The 19471-nt window shown below is 60.3% G+C and carries 21 protein-coding genes and 1 pseudogene; 9 read left to right on the forward strand and 13 right to left on the reverse strand.

What is annotated here, in order from left to right; translation table 11 throughout:
• The coding region (locus tag EXR36_11015) for a CDP-alcohol phosphatidyltransferase family protein (GenBank protein MSQ60146.1) at positions 1-585 on the reverse strand (585 nt) is incomplete at its 3' end.
• A 5-nt stretch (positions 586-590) separates the two neighbouring features.
• Here EXR36_11015 and EXR36_11020 point away from each other — a divergent pair.
• Both EXR36_11020 and EXR36_11025 read left to right on the forward strand, forming a co-directional pair.
• Positions 591-1997 carry an FAD-binding oxidoreductase gene (locus EXR36_11020; GenBank protein MSQ60147.1) on the forward strand — a complete coding sequence of 469 codons (1407 nt, stop codon included), beginning with the start codon at positions 591-593 and terminating at the stop codon, positions 1995-1997.
• Between the two features lie 177 nt (positions 1998-2174).
• A complete protein-coding gene (locus EXR36_11025; protein MSQ60148.1) occupies positions 2175-3167 on the forward strand; it encodes an NADPH:quinone reductase in 993 nt (330 codons plus the stop codon).
• Positions 3168-3743: 576 nt separating this feature from the next.
• Here the strand turns inward: EXR36_11025 and EXR36_11030 are convergent.
• A complete protein-coding gene (locus EXR36_11030) occupies positions 3744-4040 on the reverse strand; it encodes a type II toxin-antitoxin system RelE/ParE family toxin (protein ID MSQ60149.1) in 297 nt (98 codons plus the stop codon).
• A gap of 2 nt (positions 4041-4042) precedes the next feature.
• Positions 4043-4327, reverse strand: a complete 285-nt coding sequence (locus tag EXR36_11035) for a ribbon-helix-helix protein, CopG family (GenBank protein MSQ60150.1) — start codon at positions 4325-4327, stop codon at positions 4043-4045.
• Between the two features lie 146 nt (positions 4328-4473).
• Here EXR36_11035 and EXR36_11040 point away from each other — a divergent pair, with 146 nt between their 5' ends.
• Positions 4474-5550, forward strand: a complete 1077-nt coding sequence (locus tag EXR36_11040; protein MSQ60151.1) for an LLM class flavin-dependent oxidoreductase — start codon at positions 4474-4476, stop codon at positions 5548-5550.
• A gap of 1 nt (position 5551) precedes the next feature.
• On the opposite strand, the gene EXR36_11045 is transcribed toward EXR36_11040, so the two are convergent.
• A complete protein-coding gene (locus EXR36_11045) occupies positions 5552-7216 on the reverse strand; it encodes an MBL fold metallo-hydrolase (protein ID MSQ60152.1) in 1665 nt (554 codons plus the stop codon).
• Between the two features lie 63 nt (positions 7217-7279).
• Positions 7280-8026: an rRNA pseudouridine synthase gene (locus EXR36_11050; protein ID MSQ60153.1), complete on the reverse strand. Its 747-nt coding sequence runs from the start codon at positions 8024-8026 to the stop codon at positions 7280-7282.
• Between the two features lie 77 nt (positions 8027-8103).
• Here EXR36_11050 and EXR36_11055 point away from each other — a divergent pair, with 77 nt between their 5' ends.
• Together EXR36_11055 and EXR36_11060 are read left to right on the forward strand one after the other, a co-directional pair.
• Positions 8104-10179: an ATP-dependent DNA helicase gene (locus tag EXR36_11055; protein ID MSQ60154.1), complete on the forward strand. Its 2076-nt coding sequence runs from the start codon at positions 8104-8106 to the stop codon at positions 10177-10179.
• Between the two features lie 74 nt (positions 10180-10253).
• Positions 10254-10723: pseudogene (locus EXR36_11060) on the forward strand (cytochrome C).
• Here EXR36_11060 and EXR36_11065 read toward each other — a convergent pair.
• The 8 genes from EXR36_11065 to rluD all read right to left on the reverse strand — a co-directional run bounded on the left by EXR36_11065 (position 10724) and on the right by rluD (position 17360).
• Positions 10724-11101, reverse strand: coding sequence for a DUF1232 domain-containing protein (locus EXR36_11065; GenBank protein ID MSQ60155.1), 378 nt, complete (start codon positions 11099-11101; stop codon positions 10724-10726).
• Complete coding sequence (gene rimO / locus EXR36_11070; GenBank protein ID MSQ60156.1) at positions 11098-12459, reverse strand: 30S ribosomal protein S12 methylthiotransferase RimO; 1362 nt, start codon at positions 12457-12459, stop codon at positions 11098-11100. The genes EXR36_11065 and rimO overlap by 4 nt, the downstream gene beginning before the upstream one ends.
• Before the next feature lie 15 nt (positions 12460-12474).
• On the reverse strand, positions 12475-13050 hold the full coding sequence (phaR, locus tag EXR36_11075; protein MSQ60157.1) for a polyhydroxyalkanoate synthesis repressor PhaR: 576 nt from the start codon (positions 13048-13050) through the stop codon (positions 12475-12477).
• Between the two features lie 103 nt (positions 13051-13153).
• On the reverse strand, positions 13154-14290 hold the full coding sequence (locus EXR36_11080; protein ID MSQ60158.1) for an alpha/beta fold hydrolase: 1137 nt from the start codon (positions 14288-14290) through the stop codon (positions 13154-13156).
• Positions 14291-14746: a hypothetical protein gene (locus tag EXR36_11085; GenBank protein MSQ60159.1), complete on the reverse strand. Its 456-nt coding sequence runs from the start codon at positions 14744-14746 to the stop codon at positions 14291-14293.
• A gap of 65 nt (positions 14747-14811) precedes the next feature.
• On the reverse strand, positions 14812-15591 hold the full coding sequence (locus EXR36_11090; protein ID MSQ60160.1) for a ZIP family metal transporter: 780 nt from the start codon (positions 15589-15591) through the stop codon (positions 14812-14814).
• A gap of 15 nt (positions 15592-15606) precedes the next feature.
• Positions 15607-16344, reverse strand: coding sequence for a peptidoglycan editing factor PgeF (gene pgeF, locus EXR36_11095; protein MSQ60161.1), 738 nt, complete (start codon positions 16342-16344; stop codon positions 15607-15609).
• Positions 16341-17360, reverse strand: a complete 1020-nt coding sequence (gene rluD, locus EXR36_11100; protein ID MSQ60162.1) for a 23S rRNA pseudouridine(1911/1915/1917) synthase RluD — start codon at positions 17358-17360, stop codon at positions 16341-16343. Before rluD ends, pgeF begins: the two co-directional genes overlap by 4 nt.
• On the opposite strand from rluD, the gene EXR36_11105 reads away from it, so the two are divergent.
• The 4 genes from EXR36_11105 to EXR36_11120 all read left to right on the forward strand — a co-directional run.
• On the forward strand, positions 17359-18138 hold the full coding sequence (locus tag EXR36_11105) for an outer membrane protein assembly factor BamD (protein MSQ60163.1): 780 nt from the start codon (positions 17359-17361) through the stop codon (positions 18136-18138). The two genes, rluD and EXR36_11105, sit on opposite strands and share 2 nt — an antisense overlap.
• Before the next feature lie 267 nt (positions 18139-18405).
• A complete protein-coding gene (locus tag EXR36_11110) occupies positions 18406-18798 on the forward strand; it encodes an RHS repeat-associated core domain-containing protein (protein MSQ60164.1) in 393 nt (130 codons plus the stop codon).
• Positions 18799-18889: 91 nt separating this feature from the next.
• A complete protein-coding gene (locus tag EXR36_11115; GenBank protein ID MSQ60165.1) occupies positions 18890-19102 on the forward strand; it encodes a hypothetical protein in 213 nt (70 codons plus the stop codon).
• On the forward strand, positions 19084-19471 hold a 388-nt coding region (locus tag EXR36_11120), incomplete at its 3' end, for a sulfite exporter TauE/SafE family protein (protein ID MSQ60166.1). The genes EXR36_11115 and EXR36_11120, both read left to right, overlap by 19 nt.

A 19471-nucleotide genomic window follows, 5' to 3' on the forward strand; every position in this document is an offset into this window, starting at 1 on the left:
CCATAGGTAGTGAACCCCGGAGAACACCGCGGTGATGACGGGCGCCATGAACAAGTTGGGAAGGAGATCCCCCAATCTTATCCAACCCGCCATTTGCACGATCACCACCGACATGACGGTAAACACCACGGCGGTGTGGAGCTTACCGAGTCTGGACGGGGGAAATTCCAAGGTTCCAGTTAGCCGCCAGGATGAGACGGCGGCACCCAAGATCAGGGCATCGCGGGCGATGAGGATCATCGCCACCTCCATGGGCAGATGGTTAGCCCAGGCCAGAACCACCACGATGCAGAAGGTCATGAGATTATCGGCGATGGGGTCGAGCAAAGCGCCCAAACGCGATGCTTGGTTCCAGCGGCGGGCGAGGTAGCCGTCCAGCCAATCGCTTACGCTGGACGCGATGAAACACCATGCCGCCAGCGAGTAGGCTGCCTCGAAAATTGCCCACGCGGCGGCCGGGCCCAGAAGGAGCCTGCCCAAGGTAATGAGGTTGGGCACCGTCAACCACGGTGCCGTGTGATGCGCGCTTAGCACGGTTTGAAATCCTGGATACCTATAATGCCCACCTTCCAATGAATCGATCATTCATGATGAGCCCAGCACATTTGGTTGAGCAACTCAGTGCAATTGCCGGTCCAGGCGGTGTCGTGACCGCGCCTTCCGGCATTGAGCCCTACGTTGTCGATTGGAGAAAGCGGCTTCGCGGCAATGCGCTATGCGTGGTCATGCCACGGGATACGGCGCAGGTGTCCGCGGTGGTGGCCGCCTGTTACGCCGCCAATGTACCCATGGTTCCGCAAGGTGGCAATACCGGCTTGTGCGGGGGCGCGACCCCGGACGCGAGCGGGCAAAGCGTGGTGATCAACCTGAAACGCATGAAGCGCGTGCGTGCCATCGACACGGACAATAACACCATGACCGTGGAAGCCGGTTGCATCTTGCAAGATTTGCAGGGCGTGGCGGAGGAGGCGGGCCGCCTATTTCCGCTCAGCCTCGCCGCCGAGGGCAGTTGCCAGATCGGCGGGAATCTTTCCACCAATGCCGGTGGCGTGCACGTGCTGCGCTACGGTAATGCGCGAGAGTTGACCCTCGGGCTGGAAGTGGTGCTGGCCGGCGGGCAGGTGTGGGACGGTCTACGGGGCTTGCGCAAGGACAACACTGGCTATGACCTGAAGCAGTTGTTCATCGGCGGCGAGGGTACCTTGGGCATCATCACCGCAGCGGTATTGAAGCTCTTTCCCCTGCCTAAAGTGCATGCGGTGGCGTGGCTAGGCGTGGCGAGCCCAGAGGATGCGGTGGCTATTTTGTCCGCCGTGCAAGATACCTTTGGAACCCGCCTCACTGCCTTCGAACTCATATCGGATTTGCCTCTGTCATTCGTGCTCGCGCACATTCCCGGTAGCCAGCGGCCCATGCAGGGGCAGTTTCCGTGGCATGTGCTGCTGGAACTCTCCGATAACGAGGAAGCCGTGCACGAGCGCTTGACCGAGTTTCTCGCCGGGCAGGTGGAAGCGGGCCGGATGGGAGATGGTGTCGTGGCACAAAGCGCGGGGCAAGCCAAGCGCTTGTGGTCCCTTCGCGAGCATGTCCCGGAAGCACTGACCCGGGAGGGGTACAGCATCAAGCACGACATCTCGGTTCCAGTCTCCCGCATCCCAGAATTCCTGCGCCGGGCGCGAGAACGCCTGGAACCGGCCCTTCCCGGGTTACGGCTCACGCCCTTCGGGCATCTTGGCGACGGCAATCTGCACTACAACATCAGCCGCCCACTAAGCGGGACCGACGAGGCCTTCGCCGAACAAACATCACGCATCAACGCTCTTGTCCACGATCTGGTGCATGAACTGGGTGGCAGCATCAGCGCCGAGCACGGCCTTGGCACCGTCAAGCGCGACGAGGCCCGGCGCTACAAGAGTGAGGTCGAGATGGATATGATGCGGGCCGTGAAACGGACGTTGGATCCAAACAATCTGATGAATCCTGGGAAGCTGGTGTAGGGCTGCGGCAGCCTTGTGCCCTGTATGTGCAGGGAGTCAGGTTGTGTCCACCTTGACGAGCTTCATGCGCCCAGACGCTCCAGACTTGATGGCGACAGAGGCCTTTCCACATTGAAAATGCTTCGCCACCAAGGCTAGGTTATCATCCCTCATCAACAGCCTTAACTGGAGAATGCCATGGCGCGTGTGGTTCGTTTCCATCAAACTGGCGGTCCGGAAGTTCTAAAGATCGAAGAAGTCGATGTGGCGCCTCCCGGGCAAGGAGATGTTCGCATCAAGGTGCAGGCCGTGGGCTTGAACCGCGCCGAGTGTATGTTTCGTGCGGGCCAGTATCTGGAAGCCCCACAGTTTCCTTCCAGCTTGGGCTATGAGTGCTCGGGTGTCGTCGAGTCCGTGGGCGCAGGTGTGACGGATTTCAAGGCGGGCGACCGGGTGAGTTCTATCCCTGCCTTCAGCATGGCGCAGTATGGTAGTTACGGCGAAGTGGCCAACATGCCGGCACATGCGGTGACCACTTATCCGGCGAACCTAAGTGCGGGGCAGGGGGCCGCCATTTGGATGCAGTACATCACCGCGTGGTGCGGACTGGTGGAATTGGGAAGATTGAAAGAGGGGCAAGCGGTACTAGTCACCGCCGCGAGTAGCAGCGTAGGTTTGGCTGCGCTTCAAATCGCCAAGGCCTGTGGCGCCATGGCCATCGCGGCAACGCGCAAGCCGGACAAAAAGGCCAAACTCCTCATCGCGGGCGCCGATCATGTCGTGGTGACCGAGCAAGAAGACCTCGCGGTTCGCGTCATGGCAGTAACTGGTGGAAAGGGTGCAAACATCATATTCGATCCAGTCAGCGGGCCTTACGTTGACACACTGGCACAGGCCGCGGCCCACGATGCCAAGATGTTTATCTATGGATTGTTGGACGCGCGTCCCACGCCATTTCCGCTCTATGCGTCATTTCAAAAAGGCCTTTGGGTGCGTGCTTTCGCGTTGTTCGAATTCACCATGCAGGCTGCGTCGCTTAGCCGGGCGAAGGAATTTGTGCTCTCTGGGTTGGCGTCCGGGGTATTGAAACCCATCATCGATCCGGCGGCGTTTACGCTGGACCGCATCGCCGACGCGCACAGGTACATGGAATCCAACAACCAATTCGGCAAGATCGTGGTCAGGGTGTGAGGTGAGGACGCCGTGGTCGGACACATAAGTCTGGTATTCAGTCCAAGAGTCCTCGTCGGGTCGTTTCGAGTCCGCCTATAAGCGCGCGAAAAATCGCCGGGGGTAGCCCGGCAGCTACTTACCTTTTTTGCGCGGCCAAAAAAGGTAAGCGAAAAAAGGCCGCCCCAACTGAACCGCCCCTTGCGGGGTACCCTGCGTTACTCGAAGCGATGGGCAGCGCAGGAATCAAGCGGCATCGGGGTGCCCTTCTTTTTGGTTACTTTTGCTTGGGCAAGCAAGAAAAAGTAACCAGCCGCCGGGCTGCCCCCGCCCTTCACTTGAGTAAGAATTCGCGCTCCTGGCACCGGTGGGTGCTATGCGGCACTTGGCTGGGCGATAAATCGCAATTGGCGCGAGGCAGTGCTTGCAACTTCCGTAGCGTGCGTGATTTGGTGAGGAAAACGTAGGGCCAAGAGCGAAATTCACCACAAATTTTCTGGCTAAGCGGGCTACATCAATAAATTACGGTGGTCCGATCCGCTCCCCAAGTCCGTCCGGACCGGTTTCCGTTGTCGCCGGTAGACGTTTTGGATGGCATCATTCTCTGCCGTAACCCGCTTCCCGCTGGCTTCGTATGGCGAGTACGAAAACCGTATCGATTTGCTCGATGTAGCGGTACAACGCCACATAGCCGTGGCTACGGCGTCCGATTACCAATTCCCGGGGGTCTGCTGAAACGGGTCTTCCGATCAGCGGATTGTGTTCGAGTACGTCTATTGCCTCGACGATTTCGATAATGCGGCCCAAAGGATTTGCTACATCATGTTCTGAGAGGTGATCGAGAATTCGGTCGAAGTCTTCTTGAATTTCGGAGGCCAGCTCGATCCGGGCCATTCTCAGCTGGCGAGTTTTCTTGCCGCCGGGCGAGCAGCCGGTTTTCCGGCGATTCGGTCTTGAAGATACCGCCGCATTTGTTCCCAAGGGATCGCCTTGCCCGAAGCCGTAAGACCGGCGAAGCGCCGTTCGGCGGTACCTAGAAAGTCAGCGTGTCGTTCTGCTTGATCCGCCTTCTCCGCTATTGCTTCCAGAATGAAGCTGTGGGCGGAAGTACCAGAACGTTCGGCGGCAAGGGCGACGCGAGCCTTTAAATCATCCGGAAGCCTGATGGTTGTCGTAGACATAGAGTGGCCCCAAATTAAAATTGAAAAGTAGCACATTGGTGCTACAAAGGCAACTAGACGCTCGCGCCGCTTCTGCGCAGTATCATCATGCGATGACCAATGGTTGAGCAATGGTCCGCGCCAAGGCGGACCGATAGCACCATCTAATGAGGAGTCGGTTAATGCAATTCGGAGTCTGCATTTCCAACAAGATCGACGAAACCGGCATTGCCGCGTACGCGGAGAATCTGGGTTACAGCCATGCCTGGGTCACCGACACGCAGATGATTTTTTCGGACTGTTGGGCCACGCTGGCGCTGGTGGCGCGGCAGACGCGCACGATCAAGATTGGCACTGGCGTGGCCATCGCGCCCACACGGCTGGCGCCCGTGACCGCGAATGCGATCGCCACGATCAACCAGTTGGCTCCGGGGCGGACCTTTCTCGGGATCGGCACGGGCAACACGGCCATGCGGTTGATGGGCCAGCCGCCGATGAAGATTGGCGAGTTCGCGGAGTATTTGCGGGTCGTGAGAGGGCTATTGGACGGCAAGCGCGTGGACTATACCTATCAAGGCCGCACGGCGCCCATCGAGTTGATGATGCGTGAGTTTGGTTTCTATGCCATCGAGCCGCGAATTCCCATGTACGTTTCGGGTTTTGGGCCGCGCGCCATGGAATTGGCGGGGGAGGCGGGAGACGGGTTGGTGTTCTCCATTCCTCGCGTTCCGACGGTGGCGGACGCACTCCAGCATGTGCGAGAAGGCGCGGCGCGCAGCGCACGCTCTCTGAAGGATTTCCATACCTGCGCGCTCACCTCCGTGATCGTGCAAGAACTTGGCGAGGCGCTCAATTCCGATCGCATCGTTCGCGAGTATGGGCCTGGCATCATGGCGTCAGTGCATTACGCTTACGACAAATGGATGCGTGCCGGGGGAGATCCCCCGCCGTTCATGCGCTCCATCTGGGAGCGTTACTGCGCCTTGTTGAAGGACGTGCCTCTTGCCATTCGGCATCTACGCATACACGATTCCCACTACACCTACATGCGCGAGGATGAAGCCGCGCTGGTGACCCCCGAGCTGGTGCGCGCGGTCGCGCTCGCGGGCACGCCAACCGAACTCGTGGAGATCATCGGGGATCTCGCCCGGCAGGGTTTGAGCCAGATCATGTTCCTGCCCAGCGTGGTGAATCAATACCGCATGGTGGAGACCTTCGCGCGCCAGGTGATGGCGCGCCTGTAAGTCAGACCAAGGACCAACGTCCGGCGGATTGGGTGGCGCGCCCGCCCGCCTCCAGCTTTTGCAGGTGCGCGAGGAGGGAGCGCGCGGCCCAGGCGTGCAGACGGGCGGGCGTGTCGTCGTAGACCACCGCCAGCAATTCCTCGGCGGTTGCGGTACCCGCTTGGCGTAATGTGTTGATGACCTTGTTCTCGCGTGCCCGGCGGTGCGTGATGAGCCGTTCCACCATCTCATGGGGGCGCGCCATGAGAAAACCATGGCCGGGTGCTAGCCAATTCAGTGGCTCGCGGAGTAAGCGTTCCAGCGATGCAAAGTATTCGGTCATGTTGCCATCGGGGGGATTGATGACCACGGTGGAGCCTTGCATGATGTGATCGCCGGTGAAGAGCATGCCCTCTTCCTCGAGGAGGATGCACACTTGGTTGGAAGCGTGACCCGGTGTGTGCAGCACGCGCAAAGTGCATCCGGCCATGGAGTAGGTATCACCCTCTTTCCATGCGATATCCGGCACGAAGCTGGAGTCTTGATTTTCCGGAAACTTAGCGGCCATGCCATGGGTGAGCGCCCCGGTGCGGGCTTTCAAATATTGCGCACCCGGTGAGTGATCCTTATGGGTATGCGTGCACAGGATCCAGCGGATGGGACCGCCGGCGGCCTCGATGATGACCTCGGTGTGCCGCTCATCGGACGGGCCTGGGTCGATGACGGCGATACCGCTGTCTGCGTTGCCGATGAGATAGGTGTTGGTACCGGGCCCCGTCATCATGCCGGGGTTCGGGGCGGTGATACGGCGCACACGCTCCGATAGGTGCACGACCACGCCAGGGGTGATCTCGTAGGACGCCGTGCCCTTCTGCTCGGGATCGAGTTTGCCGAGTTCGGCGTACGCATGGTCGCCGGGCACGAGAAACTTCTTGCCTTCACGGCCGGTGCCTGCACGGGGTTCCATGGGCGGCATGGGCCGCGGCGAGCGCGCATAGTCAATGGCCGCCGCCACGGTATTTAGCCTGGACAGCGCTTCGAGTGTCTTCATGGTTGGGAACAGCATGTTGAACTCGCCGCGCCGGTGCCGGCCGAGGGCATCCTCGGGCGTGATCCAGACATGATGCACAAGCTCCGAGCCATCGTGCGAGGGAAGCTGGTGCGACGGGGCTTGCGCCAAGAAGAAGCGAGTGTCGTAGCGCCGGGGCCGGCCCGCCTGCGTAATCCAATGACTGAAGTAGTGGATGCGATCGGTGGCAAGCCGCAGCGAGCGCGCCTGCGCGAACCCGTGCAAGGTCGCTTCGCCCCCCGCGATGGCACGGCGAGCGGCATCGAAAATATCTTGTTCGTGCGCGGCAATGCGAACGAGTTCCCCTTCGTTGTCGTGCGCCAACAAGAGCCCCGCTTCCTCGAAGGATTCGCGAATGGCCGCGATCCAGTAACCCAGGCCGCCCCGCTCGACACCTAGGTGCTGGCTGGCGGCGGCGTCGTCCAAGCCCGTGCAAAGGGCGGCAATGTCCGTGCCGCGATCGGCTTCATCGACGGCACCACCAGGGAACACGTAGGCGCCGCTGGCGAATTCCGCTAAGTGCGTGCGCCGTGCCATGAGCACTTCGAGGCTGGCACCGGCATCGCGAACGAGGATCAGGGTGGCCGCCGGGCGCGGCGTGACGGGGGCAGTGCTCATGCTTGGATTCTATAGGGAAGCGGAGGATGAATCCCCCGGGTTGCACGCATCGGTTTCGGGAAGTTACTCCCTTGCTGAAGCCGGCTTACGAATGCCTGTGGTTTCCTCCGGCGACAAATGGCGCCACTTTCCCTTACCCAAATCTTCGAGCCGCACAGAGCCCATGGCAATACGGATCAAGCGCAGCACCTCGATATCCAGCGCTTCGAATATCCGGCGGATCTGGCGGTTCTTGCCTTCGTCCAGGGTGATCTCCAGCCAGCCATTTCTCTCCCCTTGCCGAAGCACATGCGCATGCTTGACGCCAAGGGTTTCTCCGCCCGACTGGATTCCATCTTGCAACTGCGTTAATAGCGCCTCGCTTGCGAGGGTGCCGATCTGCACGTGATAGACCTTATCGAGGCAGGACGCGGGCGAGGTAATGGAATTGGCCCACTGCGTATCGTTTGTGAAGAGCAGTAAACCTTCGCTGGCCTTGTCGAGGCGGCCCACTGGGGCAATGTGGGTAATAGTGGTCCCTTCAAAGCAGCGATACACCGTGTCACGGTCTCGTTCGTCGGAGCGGGTGGTGACCAAGCCACGCGGCTTATTGAGCATGATGTACACGTGTTCGGATTTACCCAAAACCTTGCCGTGTACCGAAATCTTCGCGCGCGCCAGGTCCAGCCGGTGATTTGCGTCTAGGCTGGGTCTTCCGTCCACGCTCACAGACCCTTCGGCGATGAGGACAGCGGCTTTCGTGCGGGAACAGTAGCCCAGTTTGGATAGCGCCCGCCCAAGGCTCACTCGGTTGGAGACGGGTTTTTTCATTGGCCCATTGCGAGGTATAGTCGCCCCCGCGGCGGCGCATAGGGGCCGGGGAGGGCGGCAAGCTCTTGCTGGAAACCATGAAGATCGATGCCCAAGCTTCGTTGGTATTCGAGAAAGAGTTCGCGTGCCGCTTCGATTTCCGCTGGCAAGCTCGCTTGCCGCGATTCGATGTTCATTACCGTCCTAGACTTGTGACCGATTTAGATTTCATTTTCTCCGAAAAAGGACCGCTGGCGCGAGCCGTGGGCGAATTTCGCATGCGCGCGCAACAAGTGGAGATGGCGAAGGCGGTGCTGAAAACCATCGAGAGTGGCGAAATGCTCGTGGCCGAGGCGGGCACCGGCACGGGAAAGACCTTTGCCTATCTGGTTCCCGCGCTACTGGCGGGCGGCAAGGTGATTCTGTCCACGGGAACCAAGACGCTGCAAGACCAGCTCTTCAACCGCGACGTGCCCACCGTGCGAGCGGCTTTGCAGGTGAGCGTCAACGTGGCGCTGCTCAAGGGCCGGGCCAATTATGTGTGCCATTACTATCTAAAGCGCGCGGAGGAGGAGGGCCGGTTCATCAATCGCTCGGATGTGCAGTACCTCAAACTCATCAAGAGCTTCGCGAAAAATAGCGCCACCGGAGACCGCGGCGAGCTGACGGATGTTCCCGAGGATGCCACCGTGTGGCAGCAAGTGACCTCCACGCGCGAGAATTGTCTTGGGAGCGATTGCCCCAATTACAAGGACTGCTTCGTGATGGAAGCGCGCAAGCGCGCCTTGGCGGCGGACTTGGTGGTGGTGAATCACCATTTGTTTTTCGCGGACATGGCGCTGCGCGACGAAGGCGTATCGGAATTGCTGCCCAGTTGCAACACGGTCATTTTCGACGAGGCGCACCAATTGCGCGATACGGCGAGCGTATTCTTTGGAAAAACCATTTCGACTTCGCAAGTCATCGAACTCGCACGCGACACCAAGATGGAAGCAGCGGCCGCCGCGAAGGACTATGCGCCGTTACCGAATGCCGTGGCCGCGCTGGAAAAGGCGGCGCGTGATCTGCGCCTGGCCGTGAAGGGCGAATCAGGGCGCCGCACCGGGCAGCAGTTGGACGACGATGACGAGTTCAAGAGCGCCCTGGGAGGATTGGACGTTGCCTTGGAAGAGTTACGCGCGGAATTGGAAAAGCAAGCCGAACGCAGCGAGGGCCTGGCCAACTGTTTGGCTCGCGCGCTGGAATTGAGCGCGTCCATCGGCGATTGGCGTCTTGCGCAATCCAGCGAGGTGGTGCGCTGGGGAGAATTGTTCGCGCAAAGCCTGCAATTGCATAGCACGCCGTTGTCCGTGGCGGATATCTTTCGCCGCCAACTGGAAGGCCGCCAGCGCGCTTGGATTTTTACCTCGGCGACTTTGTCCGTGCGCGGGAATTTCGCCCATTTTCAGTCGGCCCTCGGGCTCGATGCGGCGGCGTGCCACTCGTGGGACAGCCCCTTCGACTACCCCAAGCAAGGCCTTTTGTACGTGCCTACCGAGATGCCCAACCCGAATTCCGAGCACTACATCGACGCGGTGGTGGAGGCGGTGGTGCCGGTGATCCAGGCCAGCCGCGGGCGCGCCTTCTTGTTGTTCACCAGCCTGCGCGCCATGCGCGAGGTGCACGGGCAGCTCGTGGAGCGCTTCGCGCAAAAGGGCTGGGACTTCCCTCTGTTGCTCCAGGGGCAAGGGTCCAAGAGCGAATTGCTGGAGCGCTTTCGCAAACTGGGCAATGCCGTGTTAGTGGCAAGCCAATCTTTTTGGGAAGGCGTGGACGTGCGCGGTGAAGCGCTCTCCGTGGTGATGATAGACCGGCTGCCCTTCGCGGCGCCAGACGATCCCGTCGTGGCCGCCCGCGTGAAGCACCTGAACGAGCAAGGGCACAACGCCTTCATGGAGTACCAGGTGCCCGAAGCGGTGATCGCGCTCAAGCAGGGCGCGGGGCGTTTGATTCGCGACGAAGCCGACCGGGGCGTGTTGATGATCTGCGATACCCGGTTGGTGAGCAAGCCCTACGGCCGGCGCATGTGGCAAAGCCTTCCCGCCATGCGGCGTACGCGCCGGGTGGAAGACGTGGAGGCATTCTTCGCCCAGGAGATGCCGCGCAGGCCCAATAAAATCGCTGGCCCCGTATAAAATAAAGTCCGCTTGCGCATGGCGGCGTTAGGCCAGACAATGCGGCGCTGTTCAAGCCACTACTGGAGGATTCGATGAAGAAATTATTGCTGCTCACCGGGCTTTGCGCCCTAGCTTGCGCGGGCGTCATGGCCGATGACGGCCAGGTACACTTTCCCGAAGGGTATCGCACCTGGTCCACCACCATACCACGGTGAATCTACCAGGGCACAGCCCCGAGGCAAACATCGGCATTCAGCATATCTACGCCAATGCCGCCGCGCGCGAAGGGCTCAAGACGGGCAAATACGCCGATGGCGCCGTCTTTGCCGTGGATCGTTTCAAGGCCGTGGAAGGCGACAATAATACGACCAAACAAGGGGAGCGCAAGGTGATTGCCACGATGATCCGTAACGCCACCAAGTACGCGCAGACCGGGGGCTGGGGATTCGAAGCCTTCAAGGGCGGGGACCAGAACCAGCGCGTGGTGAAGGACATGAAGAACTGCTTCGTGTGCCACATCCCCTACGAAGCTACCAGCTTCGTGATTAGCAAAGGCGAGTAGCTACGCCAGCCAAAACCAGCACGCCCACAGGGCCAAACTCCAGATGAGCACGATCACCGCAGCCCCGGCGTAGCTTCGGGGACGTGGTTGCGTGCTCCAGTTCTCGGCCTGGAGGCGGCACTCGTCGATGATCGCCGCTGGAACGATTTTGACGCAAAGGGCAATACCCAGAGGTAGCAATATCAACTCATCGAGCAATCCCAGAACCGGAATGAAATCCGGAATGAGATCGATGGGACTAAAGGCGTAGGCCGCCAGGAATAAGGCGAGGAGTTTCGCGGCCAATGGTGTTTGCGGGTGCCGGGCGCAGAACCAAAGCGTGATGGTATCGGCCTTGATGCGCCGTGCCCAAGCGCGCAATGAGGCGGCAAGACTCACCGCCCTGTCACACCCCCTGCCAGTACACCCCACAGATCGTGTGTGCCGGCGCGCTCGATGCGAACGGTGGCGAAGTCACCGGCCTTGATACCCGCCGCCGCTTCGATATGAACCACGCCGTCGATCTCGGGTGCGTCGGCGGAGCTTCGCCCACGGCCATGGCCGTTCGTACCCTTGCCATGGCCGTTCGTCACCTCGTCGACCAGCACTTGCATGGTCTTGCCCACCTTGTCTTGCAGGCGGCGGGTGCTGATGCTAGATTGTACTTCCATGAATCGAGCGCGGCGCTCCTCCTTTAGTTCTTCGGGGACAGGACCGGGCAATTCGTTGGCCGTGGCCCCTTCCACCGGCGAGTAGGCGAAACAGCCCACCCGGTCAAGCTGGGCTTCTTGCAGGAAGCTCAGGAGTTGTTCGAACTCGGCGTGCGTCTCCCCAGGGAATCCCACGATGAAGGTGCTGCGCAAGGTGATCGCGGGACAGATCTCGCGCCACCTGGCGATGCGCTCCAACGTATTCTCGGCGTTGGCTGGGCGCTTCATCAGCTTGAGAATGCGCGGGCTGGCATGCTGAAACGGCACGTCGATATAGGGCAGGATCTTGTTATCCGCCATGAGCGGGATGACATCGTCCACGCTAGGATACGGGTAGACATAATGCAGCCGCACCCATACGCCTAGCTCGCCCAACGCTTGCGCTAGGCTGGACATGCGAGTTTTGAGGGGTTTGCCATTCCAAAACCCCGCTCGATATTTGATATCCACGCCGTAAGCGCTGGTGTCCTGTGAGATGACGAGCAGTTCCTTCACGCCTGCTTTCACCAGATTCTCAGCCTCTTGCATGACCTCGCCCACAGGCCGGCTCACCAAATCGCCGCGCATGGATGGGATGATGCAAAACGTGCAACGATGATTGCAACCTTCGGAAATTTTCAGATAGGCGTAGTGGCTCGGCGTGAGCTTGATGCCTTGCGCGGGAATCAGGCTCGTGTAGGGGTCGTGCGGTTGCGGCAGATGTTTGTGCACTGCCTGCATGACTTCGTCCATGGCGTGGGGGCCGGTGACGGCCAGCACCTTGGGGTGCGCCTCTCGCACCACGTTGCCCTTGGCGCCCAGGCAACCGGTGACGATGACCTTGCCGTTTTGGTCCAGGGCCTCGCCAATGGCATCGAGGGATTCTTCCACCGCGGCATCGATAAAGCCGCAAGTGTTCACGATCACCAGATCGGCGCCGTCGTAACTCGGGCTGATGGCATACCCTTCGGCACGCAACTGCGTCAGGATGCGCTCGGAGTCGACCAAAGCCTTGGGGCACCCCAAGGACACGAAGCCGACCTTGGGCGCGCGGGCGCGCTTGGGCATGGGACTGCTCGTTAGTTAAGTTTTGCCGCCGTCCGGCTTGGAGCCATCGGAACCGGGGGGGCTGGGAAATCCCGGAAAGGGAAAAGTGCTGAACAGGTTTTGGGTCTGGCGTTGCCACTGCTGCTGCATATCGACGAAGGTTTGCGCGCTACGCTCCAGGTAATTGCTCATGAGGCCTTGAATGGCGGGCCCCTGCATCTGCAAGAACTGGCCCCAGGCTTCGGCATTGAGCGATTCGCCCAGTTTCCCGGCGGATTGCTCGCGCAGCTTGGTTTGAACGTCCAAGAAAGTGTGGATGTTTTTCTCCAGGAAGCTGCCCATCATCCCCTGCATGGCGTTGCCGTAGAAGCGAATGATCTGCGCGAGAAAATCGCTGGAGAAGATGGGTGCGCCAGCCGCCTCCTCGTACAGAATGATCTGAAGAAGAATGCTGCGCGTCAAATCCTCGTTGGTCTTGGCGTCCACGACCTTGAACGCCACTTTCTCCAGCACCAGTTTCTTGACGTCCGCTAGCGTGATGTAGGCGCTGGTGGCCGTGTCGTAAAGGCGGCGGTTGGGGTACTTCTTGATCAACCTCACGTCTTCGCTCATCGTCGCTGTCCCTGTGTGGTGCATCGCATTGATATTCGGCTCGCCAGCCCAGCCTAGCGGGCGCGCAAGCTGTGCCGCAATGCGCCAGTAGCATAGTATAGGATTAGCCCCGCACGTAACGGCCTGGCGCGGGTTCGATGGGCGGGAAGGTCTTGTTGCCTAAGGTCTTGGGTGCCGCCCTGCGGGTCTTGTGGGATTCTTGGCGGCCCAGCCATTGGATCCAATGGGGCCACCAACTGCCGCCGTGGGAGTGACTGGCGGCCAGCCATTGCTCCGCTGATGACAATGCCGGCCCCGAGGTGCGATAGCTCCTGCGCCCCAAGTTGGGCGGGCTCACCACGCCGGCGATATGGCCGCTGCTGCCCAGCACGAACTCCACGTTTCCTCCCAGCAACTGGGCACTCGCGTACGCGGACTTCCAGGGAACGATGTGATCGAGTTCCGTCCCCAGCACGAAGCACGGCATGCGCAGCCGGGACAAATCGCAAGCATGTCCCCCGATGCTCAGCGCCCGCGGAATCTTGAGCTTGTTCTCCAGATAGCAATAACGCAAGTACCAAGCGTACAGGCGGCCGGGGAGATTGGCGCTATCGCTGTTCCAGTACAACAGGTCGAAGGGCGCTGGCGTCTCGCCCATCAAATAGTTTTCCACTGCGAATTTCCAGATGAGATCGCGCGAGCGCAGGCTAGCGAAGGCGGATGCCAGTTGCGCGCCTGGCACCACGCCGCCATGGGCGTATTGGGATTCGCACTGGCTGGCGTAATGCTCATAGATGTAAACACCGATTTCCCCTGGGTCCGCGAAATCCAGCAATGACGCGAGCAATGTGAGGCTGGCCGCTTTCGCGGGCGGCACTGCGGACGCCAAGGCACTTGCCAGAAGGCTTCCGCCCACGCAAAAGCCCAGCGCGTGGAGCTTCTCGCACCCGGTCAATGCCAAGACCGTACCGGCTGCCGCGGCGATACCGTTTTGCACGTAGTCTTCCCAGCCGAGCTTTCCCAATTCCGGGGGAATGTTCCGCCAGGAGATCATGAACACCTGCAACCCTTGATCTAGCGCGTAGCGCACGAAAGAATTCTCCGGCGCGAGATCCAGAATGTAGTACTTGTTGATGAAGGGCGGGACGACCAGCAAAGGGGTGCGCGCAACGCGGGGCGTGCGCGGTTGGTATTGGATCAGTTGAACCAGCTCGTTCTCGTGGATCACCGACCCCGCCGTGGTGGCGAGGTTGCGGCCCACCTAGAAGGCGGATTCATCGCACATACGTAAGCGCGCGCGCTCCCAGTCGTGCTGGAAATTGGATTGCCCATGCGTGAAGCTTTCACCTCGTGTCTCGATGGCCCGCGCGATGACTTCCTGGTTCGTGGCCGCGAAATTCGCGGGGCAGAGCGCTTCGGTCCATTGCCGCGCCACGAAACGAAGTTGCTCCTTTTGCTTGGGCGCGAGATTCAATGTCTCCACCAGCTCCATGATCCACTGGCTGGCGAGCAAATAATTTTGCGAGAGGTAATCGAAATAGGGGATATCCCGCCAGAGCTTGGAGGCAAAGCGGGTGTCGGCTGGGCCCCGTGGCGGCGCGGGGGATCGCGCTTGCAAGAAGCTTCGCCACAACGCCTCGCGACGCGCCTCGAAGCGCGCGTGCAGTTGGGCCACTTCCTCGTGCTGGCGTAGCGCGGCATCCGCCATGCGCGGCATCAGTTCTCCTAGCCGCCTTGGTATTTCCGCCAGATGCGGCAGAAGATCGAAAAGAGGAGGAGTCCTCAAGTGTGCCCGGTGACCCACCGCACCAGGGGAACGGTGATCACGCCCAGCCCGATGAGCATGATTTGTTGCACCGTGGCGCGCATTTCCAAGCGCCGGTGCAACCCGGGAATCAAATCGGCGACGGCGACGTAAAGCATGCTGGCTGCAACGAACCCGAGCAAGGGCCCGATCATGCCCTTCAGGAAGCCCAAGGTGAAGTAGCCCAGGACGCCGCCTATCACCATGGCGAAGCTGGATACAAGGTTGAGCAAGAGCGCCTTGCCACGGCTCATTCCAGAATGCAACAAAACCAGGAAGTCGCCCAACTCTTGGGGAATTTCGTGCGCGACAATGGCGAGCGCCACGACAATGCCCACATCGGTGTCCGCCATGAAGGTGGCCGCCACCAGCACGCCATCGACGAAGTTATGAATGGTGTCGCCGATGGTGATCATGGCCGCGCCGCGCGGTTGGGCATGATCGTGATGAGCGTGGGAGCCGTGCTCGTGTTCCCACTCGGATTCGTGATGGTGGCGCCAGAGCACGAGCTTCTCCAGCAAGAAGAAAAACAAGATGCCGCCCAGCACCGTGCCGAACAAGGCTTGCACCGACACGGACACTTCGATGGCGTGCGGCAAAATCTCCAGGAACACCGCTCCCAGCATTGCCCCCACGGCGTAACTGATAAACACCGGTACGCGCACGAGATCGGTGTAGCGCGCGATCAGCGCCGCGGCGGCAACGCTCAACACGCCGCCCAAGGCGGTGCTACAGATAATCCAGGCGAGCGTGGACATGATGAGGTTTTATTCCTAGGCCGAGATCCATATCAAGGCCGCCATTCTGCCCGTAACCTTGTCGCGCCTGTGGGAGTAAAAAAGTTCCGGGTTCGAGTAGGTGCAGTGCTCGCCCCCATGGATGCTCCGGACTCCCAGATCCGTGAGGCGCTGCCGCGCCAGTTGAAACAAATCGCACAGCCACTTACCCCGGCCAATGCCTTGAAATGCACTGGCAGCCCGCGGGTCACGCGCGGTGAAGGTTTCGTGGACATCGTTCCCCACCTCGAAGGCGCGCGGGCCAATGGCGGGGCCCAGATAAGCATGGAGCGACGCCGGTGAAACGCCCATGGCCCGTACCGCCGATTCGAGTATTCCCGCGCTTAGCCCGCGCCAACCGGCGTGCGCCGCCGCCACGGCGCGCCCATCAATGTCGCACAACAAAACGGGAATGCAGTCGGCGCTCATCACCGCGCACACCACGTTGGTGCCGCGAGTGACGCAGCCGTCTGCCTCGATTCCGCCGTGCCATTGCGCCGCATCGACAACGCGTGTGCCATGCACTTGCCGTAGCCAGCATGGATCGCTGGGCAAGTGCGAGCGCAGTAGCGCCCGGTTGGCGTCCACCGTCGCGGGTTCGTCGTTCACGGCCGTTCCTAAATTCATGCTGGCGTAAGGCCCAAGACTGACTCCGCCTTGGCGCGTAGTGATGAGGGCCCGCACATTTTTCGGCGCGGGCCACCGCGGCCAGATCCAGGGAGTGCTAGGATTCATGCCGGCGCGGACGCGGCGCGTTCGAGCGCGGCCAACAACTGCTGAAAATCCTCCGGCGCTGGGCGCTGCCATCGCATCTCTTGTCCCATGGCGGGATGGACCAACGCGAGTTGGGCGGCGTGCAAGGCTTGGCGTGCGAACTGGCGCGCCACGAGGGGCAGTTTCCCTTCGCGCGAGCGGCTGCCATAGGTGCGGTCACCGATGAGCGGAAAGCCCAGGTGAGCCATATGAACCCGGATCTGGTGGGTGCGGCCGGTTTCCAGCTTGCACTCCAGCAAGCTCCATAGGGGCGTCTGCTTCAAGGTGCGAAAGTGCGTAGTGGCTGCCCTGCCTTGCTCGATCGCGGCCATCTTGGTCCGCTGCGTGGGATGGCGCCCGATGGCCGCGCTCACCTTGCCGATGGGCGGTGTTTGGCCCACGGCTATGGCGTGATAAATCCGCGTCACGCTACGTGCTTGAAGCTGGCTCACGAGGTGCGCATGGCATTGTTCGGTCTTCGCGATGGCCATCAAACCGCTCGTATCCTTGTCCAGCCGGTGCACGATGCCAGCGCGTGGCAGGTTTGCCAGCGCCGGTGCGTGAAACAGAAGCGCATTCATCAGCGTGCCGTTCACGTTACCGTTGCCTGGGTGAACCACCAGCCCGGGCGGCTTGTCGATCACGATGAGAGAGTCATCTTCATGGACGATGTCGAGCGCGATGTCCTGTGGCTGTGCTTCCAGCCCAGGGCGCGCGACGGCGTGCAAAACGACCTTTTCGCCACCCCATATCTTATTCTTGGCTTCGAGGGTGAGGCCATTGACTTGCACTAACCCCTCCTTGACCCACGATTGGAGCAAGGAGCGCGAGTAGTCCGGAAACAAGCGAGCGAGTGCCTGGTCCAATCGCAAGCCGGCGTAACTGGCCGGTATCAGCGCGTGTAATGCGGTTGTAGGTGGCGTATCTGGTATGGCAGCACTCTTGTTATCATTGCGGCCGTCGCCGAAAATGGCTTTTCCTTCCAAGGATCCAAGCATGACCCGTAGTTTAGCCGTATTGCTGTTGTGGCTATTGTCCGCCTGCGCGAGTACCCCTCACGATGAGACGAAAGATTGGCCGCCCGACAAGATCTACAGCGAGGCGAAGGCCGAACTCACCGCCGGCAATTACAAGAAGGCCATCACGCTCTACGAGAAACTCCAGTCGCGCTATCCCTATGGGCGCCATGCCCAGCAAGCCGAACTCGAAATTGCCTACGCCCATTTCAAGGACAATGAAACCGTGCAAGCCTTGGCGGCTGCCGACCGCTTCATCAAGCTGCATCCTGATCATCCCAATGTGGACTATGCGTACTATTTGAAGGGATTGATCAACTTTCATGAAGATCTTGGTTTGATCGGCGGGCTGTTTCAGAGCGATTTGAGCGACCGCGATCCCAAGGCCGCGCGCGAGTCCTTCGATGCCTTTAGGGAGGTGGTGACCCGGTTTCCGCGGAGCCGTTACGCCGCCGATTCCACCGCGCGCATGACCTACCTGGTGAACACCCTGGCCGGGGGCGAAGTACGCACAGCCGAGTATTACCTGCGCCGGCAGGCCTATGTGGCGGCCGTCAACCGGGCTCAATTCGTATTGACCAACTACCCGCAATCGCCCGCGGTGGAGCGCGCGTTGCTGGTGATGGTGGCCGCCTACGATGCCATGGGCGTGCAAGATCTGCGCGCCGATGCGCAGCGGCTACTTAGCCTGAACTACCCCAACAGCAAACTCAAGGTCGCGGACCTGAAGAAGAGCCGCAAGTGGTGGAGTCTTTGGTGACCATAGGCCGTCTCTAAGAGAGAAAAGGCATTAACCACGGAATACACGGAATTCACGGACGAGGCAAAAACGACAGGGTACTTTCCGTGATATCTACGACGAGCTCAACTTCGTGCAGGAGAAGAACGGCGCCACGGTGACCGCCAACCTGCTCACCCGGCTGGGCATCTACGAGGTCTAGACAAGTACGCAAGGGGCCACGAGCAGTACGTTGCTCACCGATGTGCTCGGCAGCACCCTTGCGTTAACGGATGGCACAGGAGCCCTATCCAACGAATACACCTATGGCCCATACGGAACCCGAACCATGAGCGGGGCGGCCAATGCCAATACCCAGACCTACACGGGGCGGGAGGACGATGGCACGGGACTGATGTACTACGGGCACGCTACTATCACCCTGGATTGGCGAGATTCATCAGCGAAGATCCGATCAGTCTTGCGGGTGGAATCAATATCTACCTCTATGTCGTGGGGAATCCGATCAGTTACCGAGACCCTCTCGGATTGAAGATTTGGCACGACGGTGGAAGTAGTTGGACCGATACTCCGACCGGGCCGGGGTGGAAAAAGTGGACCGGATGGGATGGCGGCAAGGGCAGACCAGCCAGTTCGTCTTCATCGAATTCACCAGCGGCGACGTGTATTCAAGACTATTGATCTTTGCGTAATTATCCCTCCCTCACCCTCGGTCCCTCTCCCGGAGGGCGAGGGAGGGATAATTACGCAAAGATCAATAGGAGCGCGCGGCATGCGAGCCACGATAGAAACTCTATGGCCGTCCTTCCTCATCGCGGGGGTGGCGGAAGGCGTTTTCTTCACGTTCTTCGATCCCATGGAATTGCATTTTCTGGGCGAACCCATCGAGGCCGGGTGCACGGCTGTCTACTCCATCGGTTTTTTTATCTTCTGGCTCATGACGTCGGCTTCGAGCACGCTGACGAAATGGTTGCAGGCACGGTGAACACAAGCATCGTACTCAGCTTGTTCCTGGCGGGATTGCTGGGCGGATTGCATTGCGTGGGAATGTGCGGCGGAATCTTCGGTGCCATTTCGGCGGGGGGAAATGCCGGGCAACTGCGAACGGCGCTGCATGTTGGGCGCGTGGCGAGTTACGGCATTCTCGGCGCCGTCGTGGGGAGTCTTGGAGGAATGGCCGAGATGTTCTCCCACTGGATGCCTATTCAGATAGGTGTCTACGTTTTGGCCAACCTGTTGTTACTCCTGGTTGCCTGCTACCTCCTTGGGTGGAATAAACCGATGGCGCGGCTGGAGGAGTGGGGGGGTAATCCGTGGCGGCTCATCTCGCCGCTCATGCATACCATGATGCCTC

The organism is Betaproteobacteria bacterium, assembly GCA_009693245.1.
In the GTDB taxonomy this organism is placed as follows: Bacteria; Pseudomonadota; Gammaproteobacteria; order Burkholderiales; family SHXO01; genus SHXO01.

Bases quoted from the DNA above. Each gene is read 5' to 3' on its own strand.
- EXR36_11020 (MSQ60147.1), top strand. From the start codon at position 591: ATGAGCCCAGCACATTTGGTTGAGCAACTCAGTGCAATTGCCGGTCCA.
- EXR36_11025 (MSQ60148.1), top strand. From the start codon at position 2,175: ATGGCGCGTGTGGTTCGTTTCCATCAAACTGGCGGTCCGGAAGTTCTA.
- EXR36_11030 (MSQ60149.1), bottom strand. From the start codon at position 4,040: ATGGCCCGGATCGAGCTGGCCTCCGAAATTCAAGAAGACTTCGACCGA.
- EXR36_11035 (MSQ60150.1), bottom strand. From the start codon at position 4,327: ATGTCTACGACAACCATCAGGCTTCCGGATGATTTAAAGGCTCGCGTC.
- EXR36_11040 (MSQ60151.1), top strand. From the start codon at position 4,474: ATGAGGAGTCGGTTAATGCAATTCGGAGTCTGCATTTCCAACAAGATC.
- EXR36_11045 (MSQ60152.1), bottom strand. From the start codon at position 7,216: ATGAGCACTGCCCCCGTCACGCCGCGCCCGGCGGCCACCCTGATCCTC.
- EXR36_11050 (MSQ60153.1), bottom strand. From the start codon at position 8,026: ATGAAAAAACCCGTCTCCAACCGAGTGAGCCTTGGGCGGGCGCTATCC.
- EXR36_11055 (MSQ60154.1), top strand. From the start codon at position 8,104: ATGAAGATCGATGCCCAAGCTTCGTTGGTATTCGAGAAAGAGTTCGCG.
- rimO (MSQ60156.1), bottom strand. From the start codon at position 12,459: ATGCCCAAGCGCGCCCGCGCGCCCAAGGTCGGCTTCGTGTCCTTGGGG.
- phaR (MSQ60157.1), bottom strand. From the start codon at position 13,050: ATGAGCGAAGACGTGAGGTTGATCAAGAAGTACCCCAACCGCCGCCTT.
- EXR36_11085 (MSQ60159.1), bottom strand. From the start codon at position 14,746: ATGCCGCGCATGGCGGATGCCGCGCTACGCCAGCACGAGGAAGTGGCC.
- EXR36_11090 (MSQ60160.1), bottom strand. From the start codon at position 15,591: ATGTCCACGCTCGCCTGGATTATCTGTAGCACCGCCTTGGGCGGCGTG.
- pgeF (MSQ60161.1), bottom strand. From the start codon at position 16,344: ATGAATCCTAGCACTCCCTGGATCTGGCCGCGGTGGCCCGCGCCGAAA.
- EXR36_11105 (MSQ60163.1), top strand. From the start codon at position 17,359: ATGACCCGTAGTTTAGCCGTATTGCTGTTGTGGCTATTGTCCGCCTGC.
- rluD (MSQ60162.1), bottom strand. From the start codon at position 17,360: ATGCTTGGATCCTTGGAAGGAAAAGCCATTTTCGGCGACGGCCGCAAT.
- EXR36_11115 (MSQ60165.1), top strand. From the start codon at position 18,890: ATGCGAGCCACGATAGAAACTCTATGGCCGTCCTTCCTCATCGCGGGG.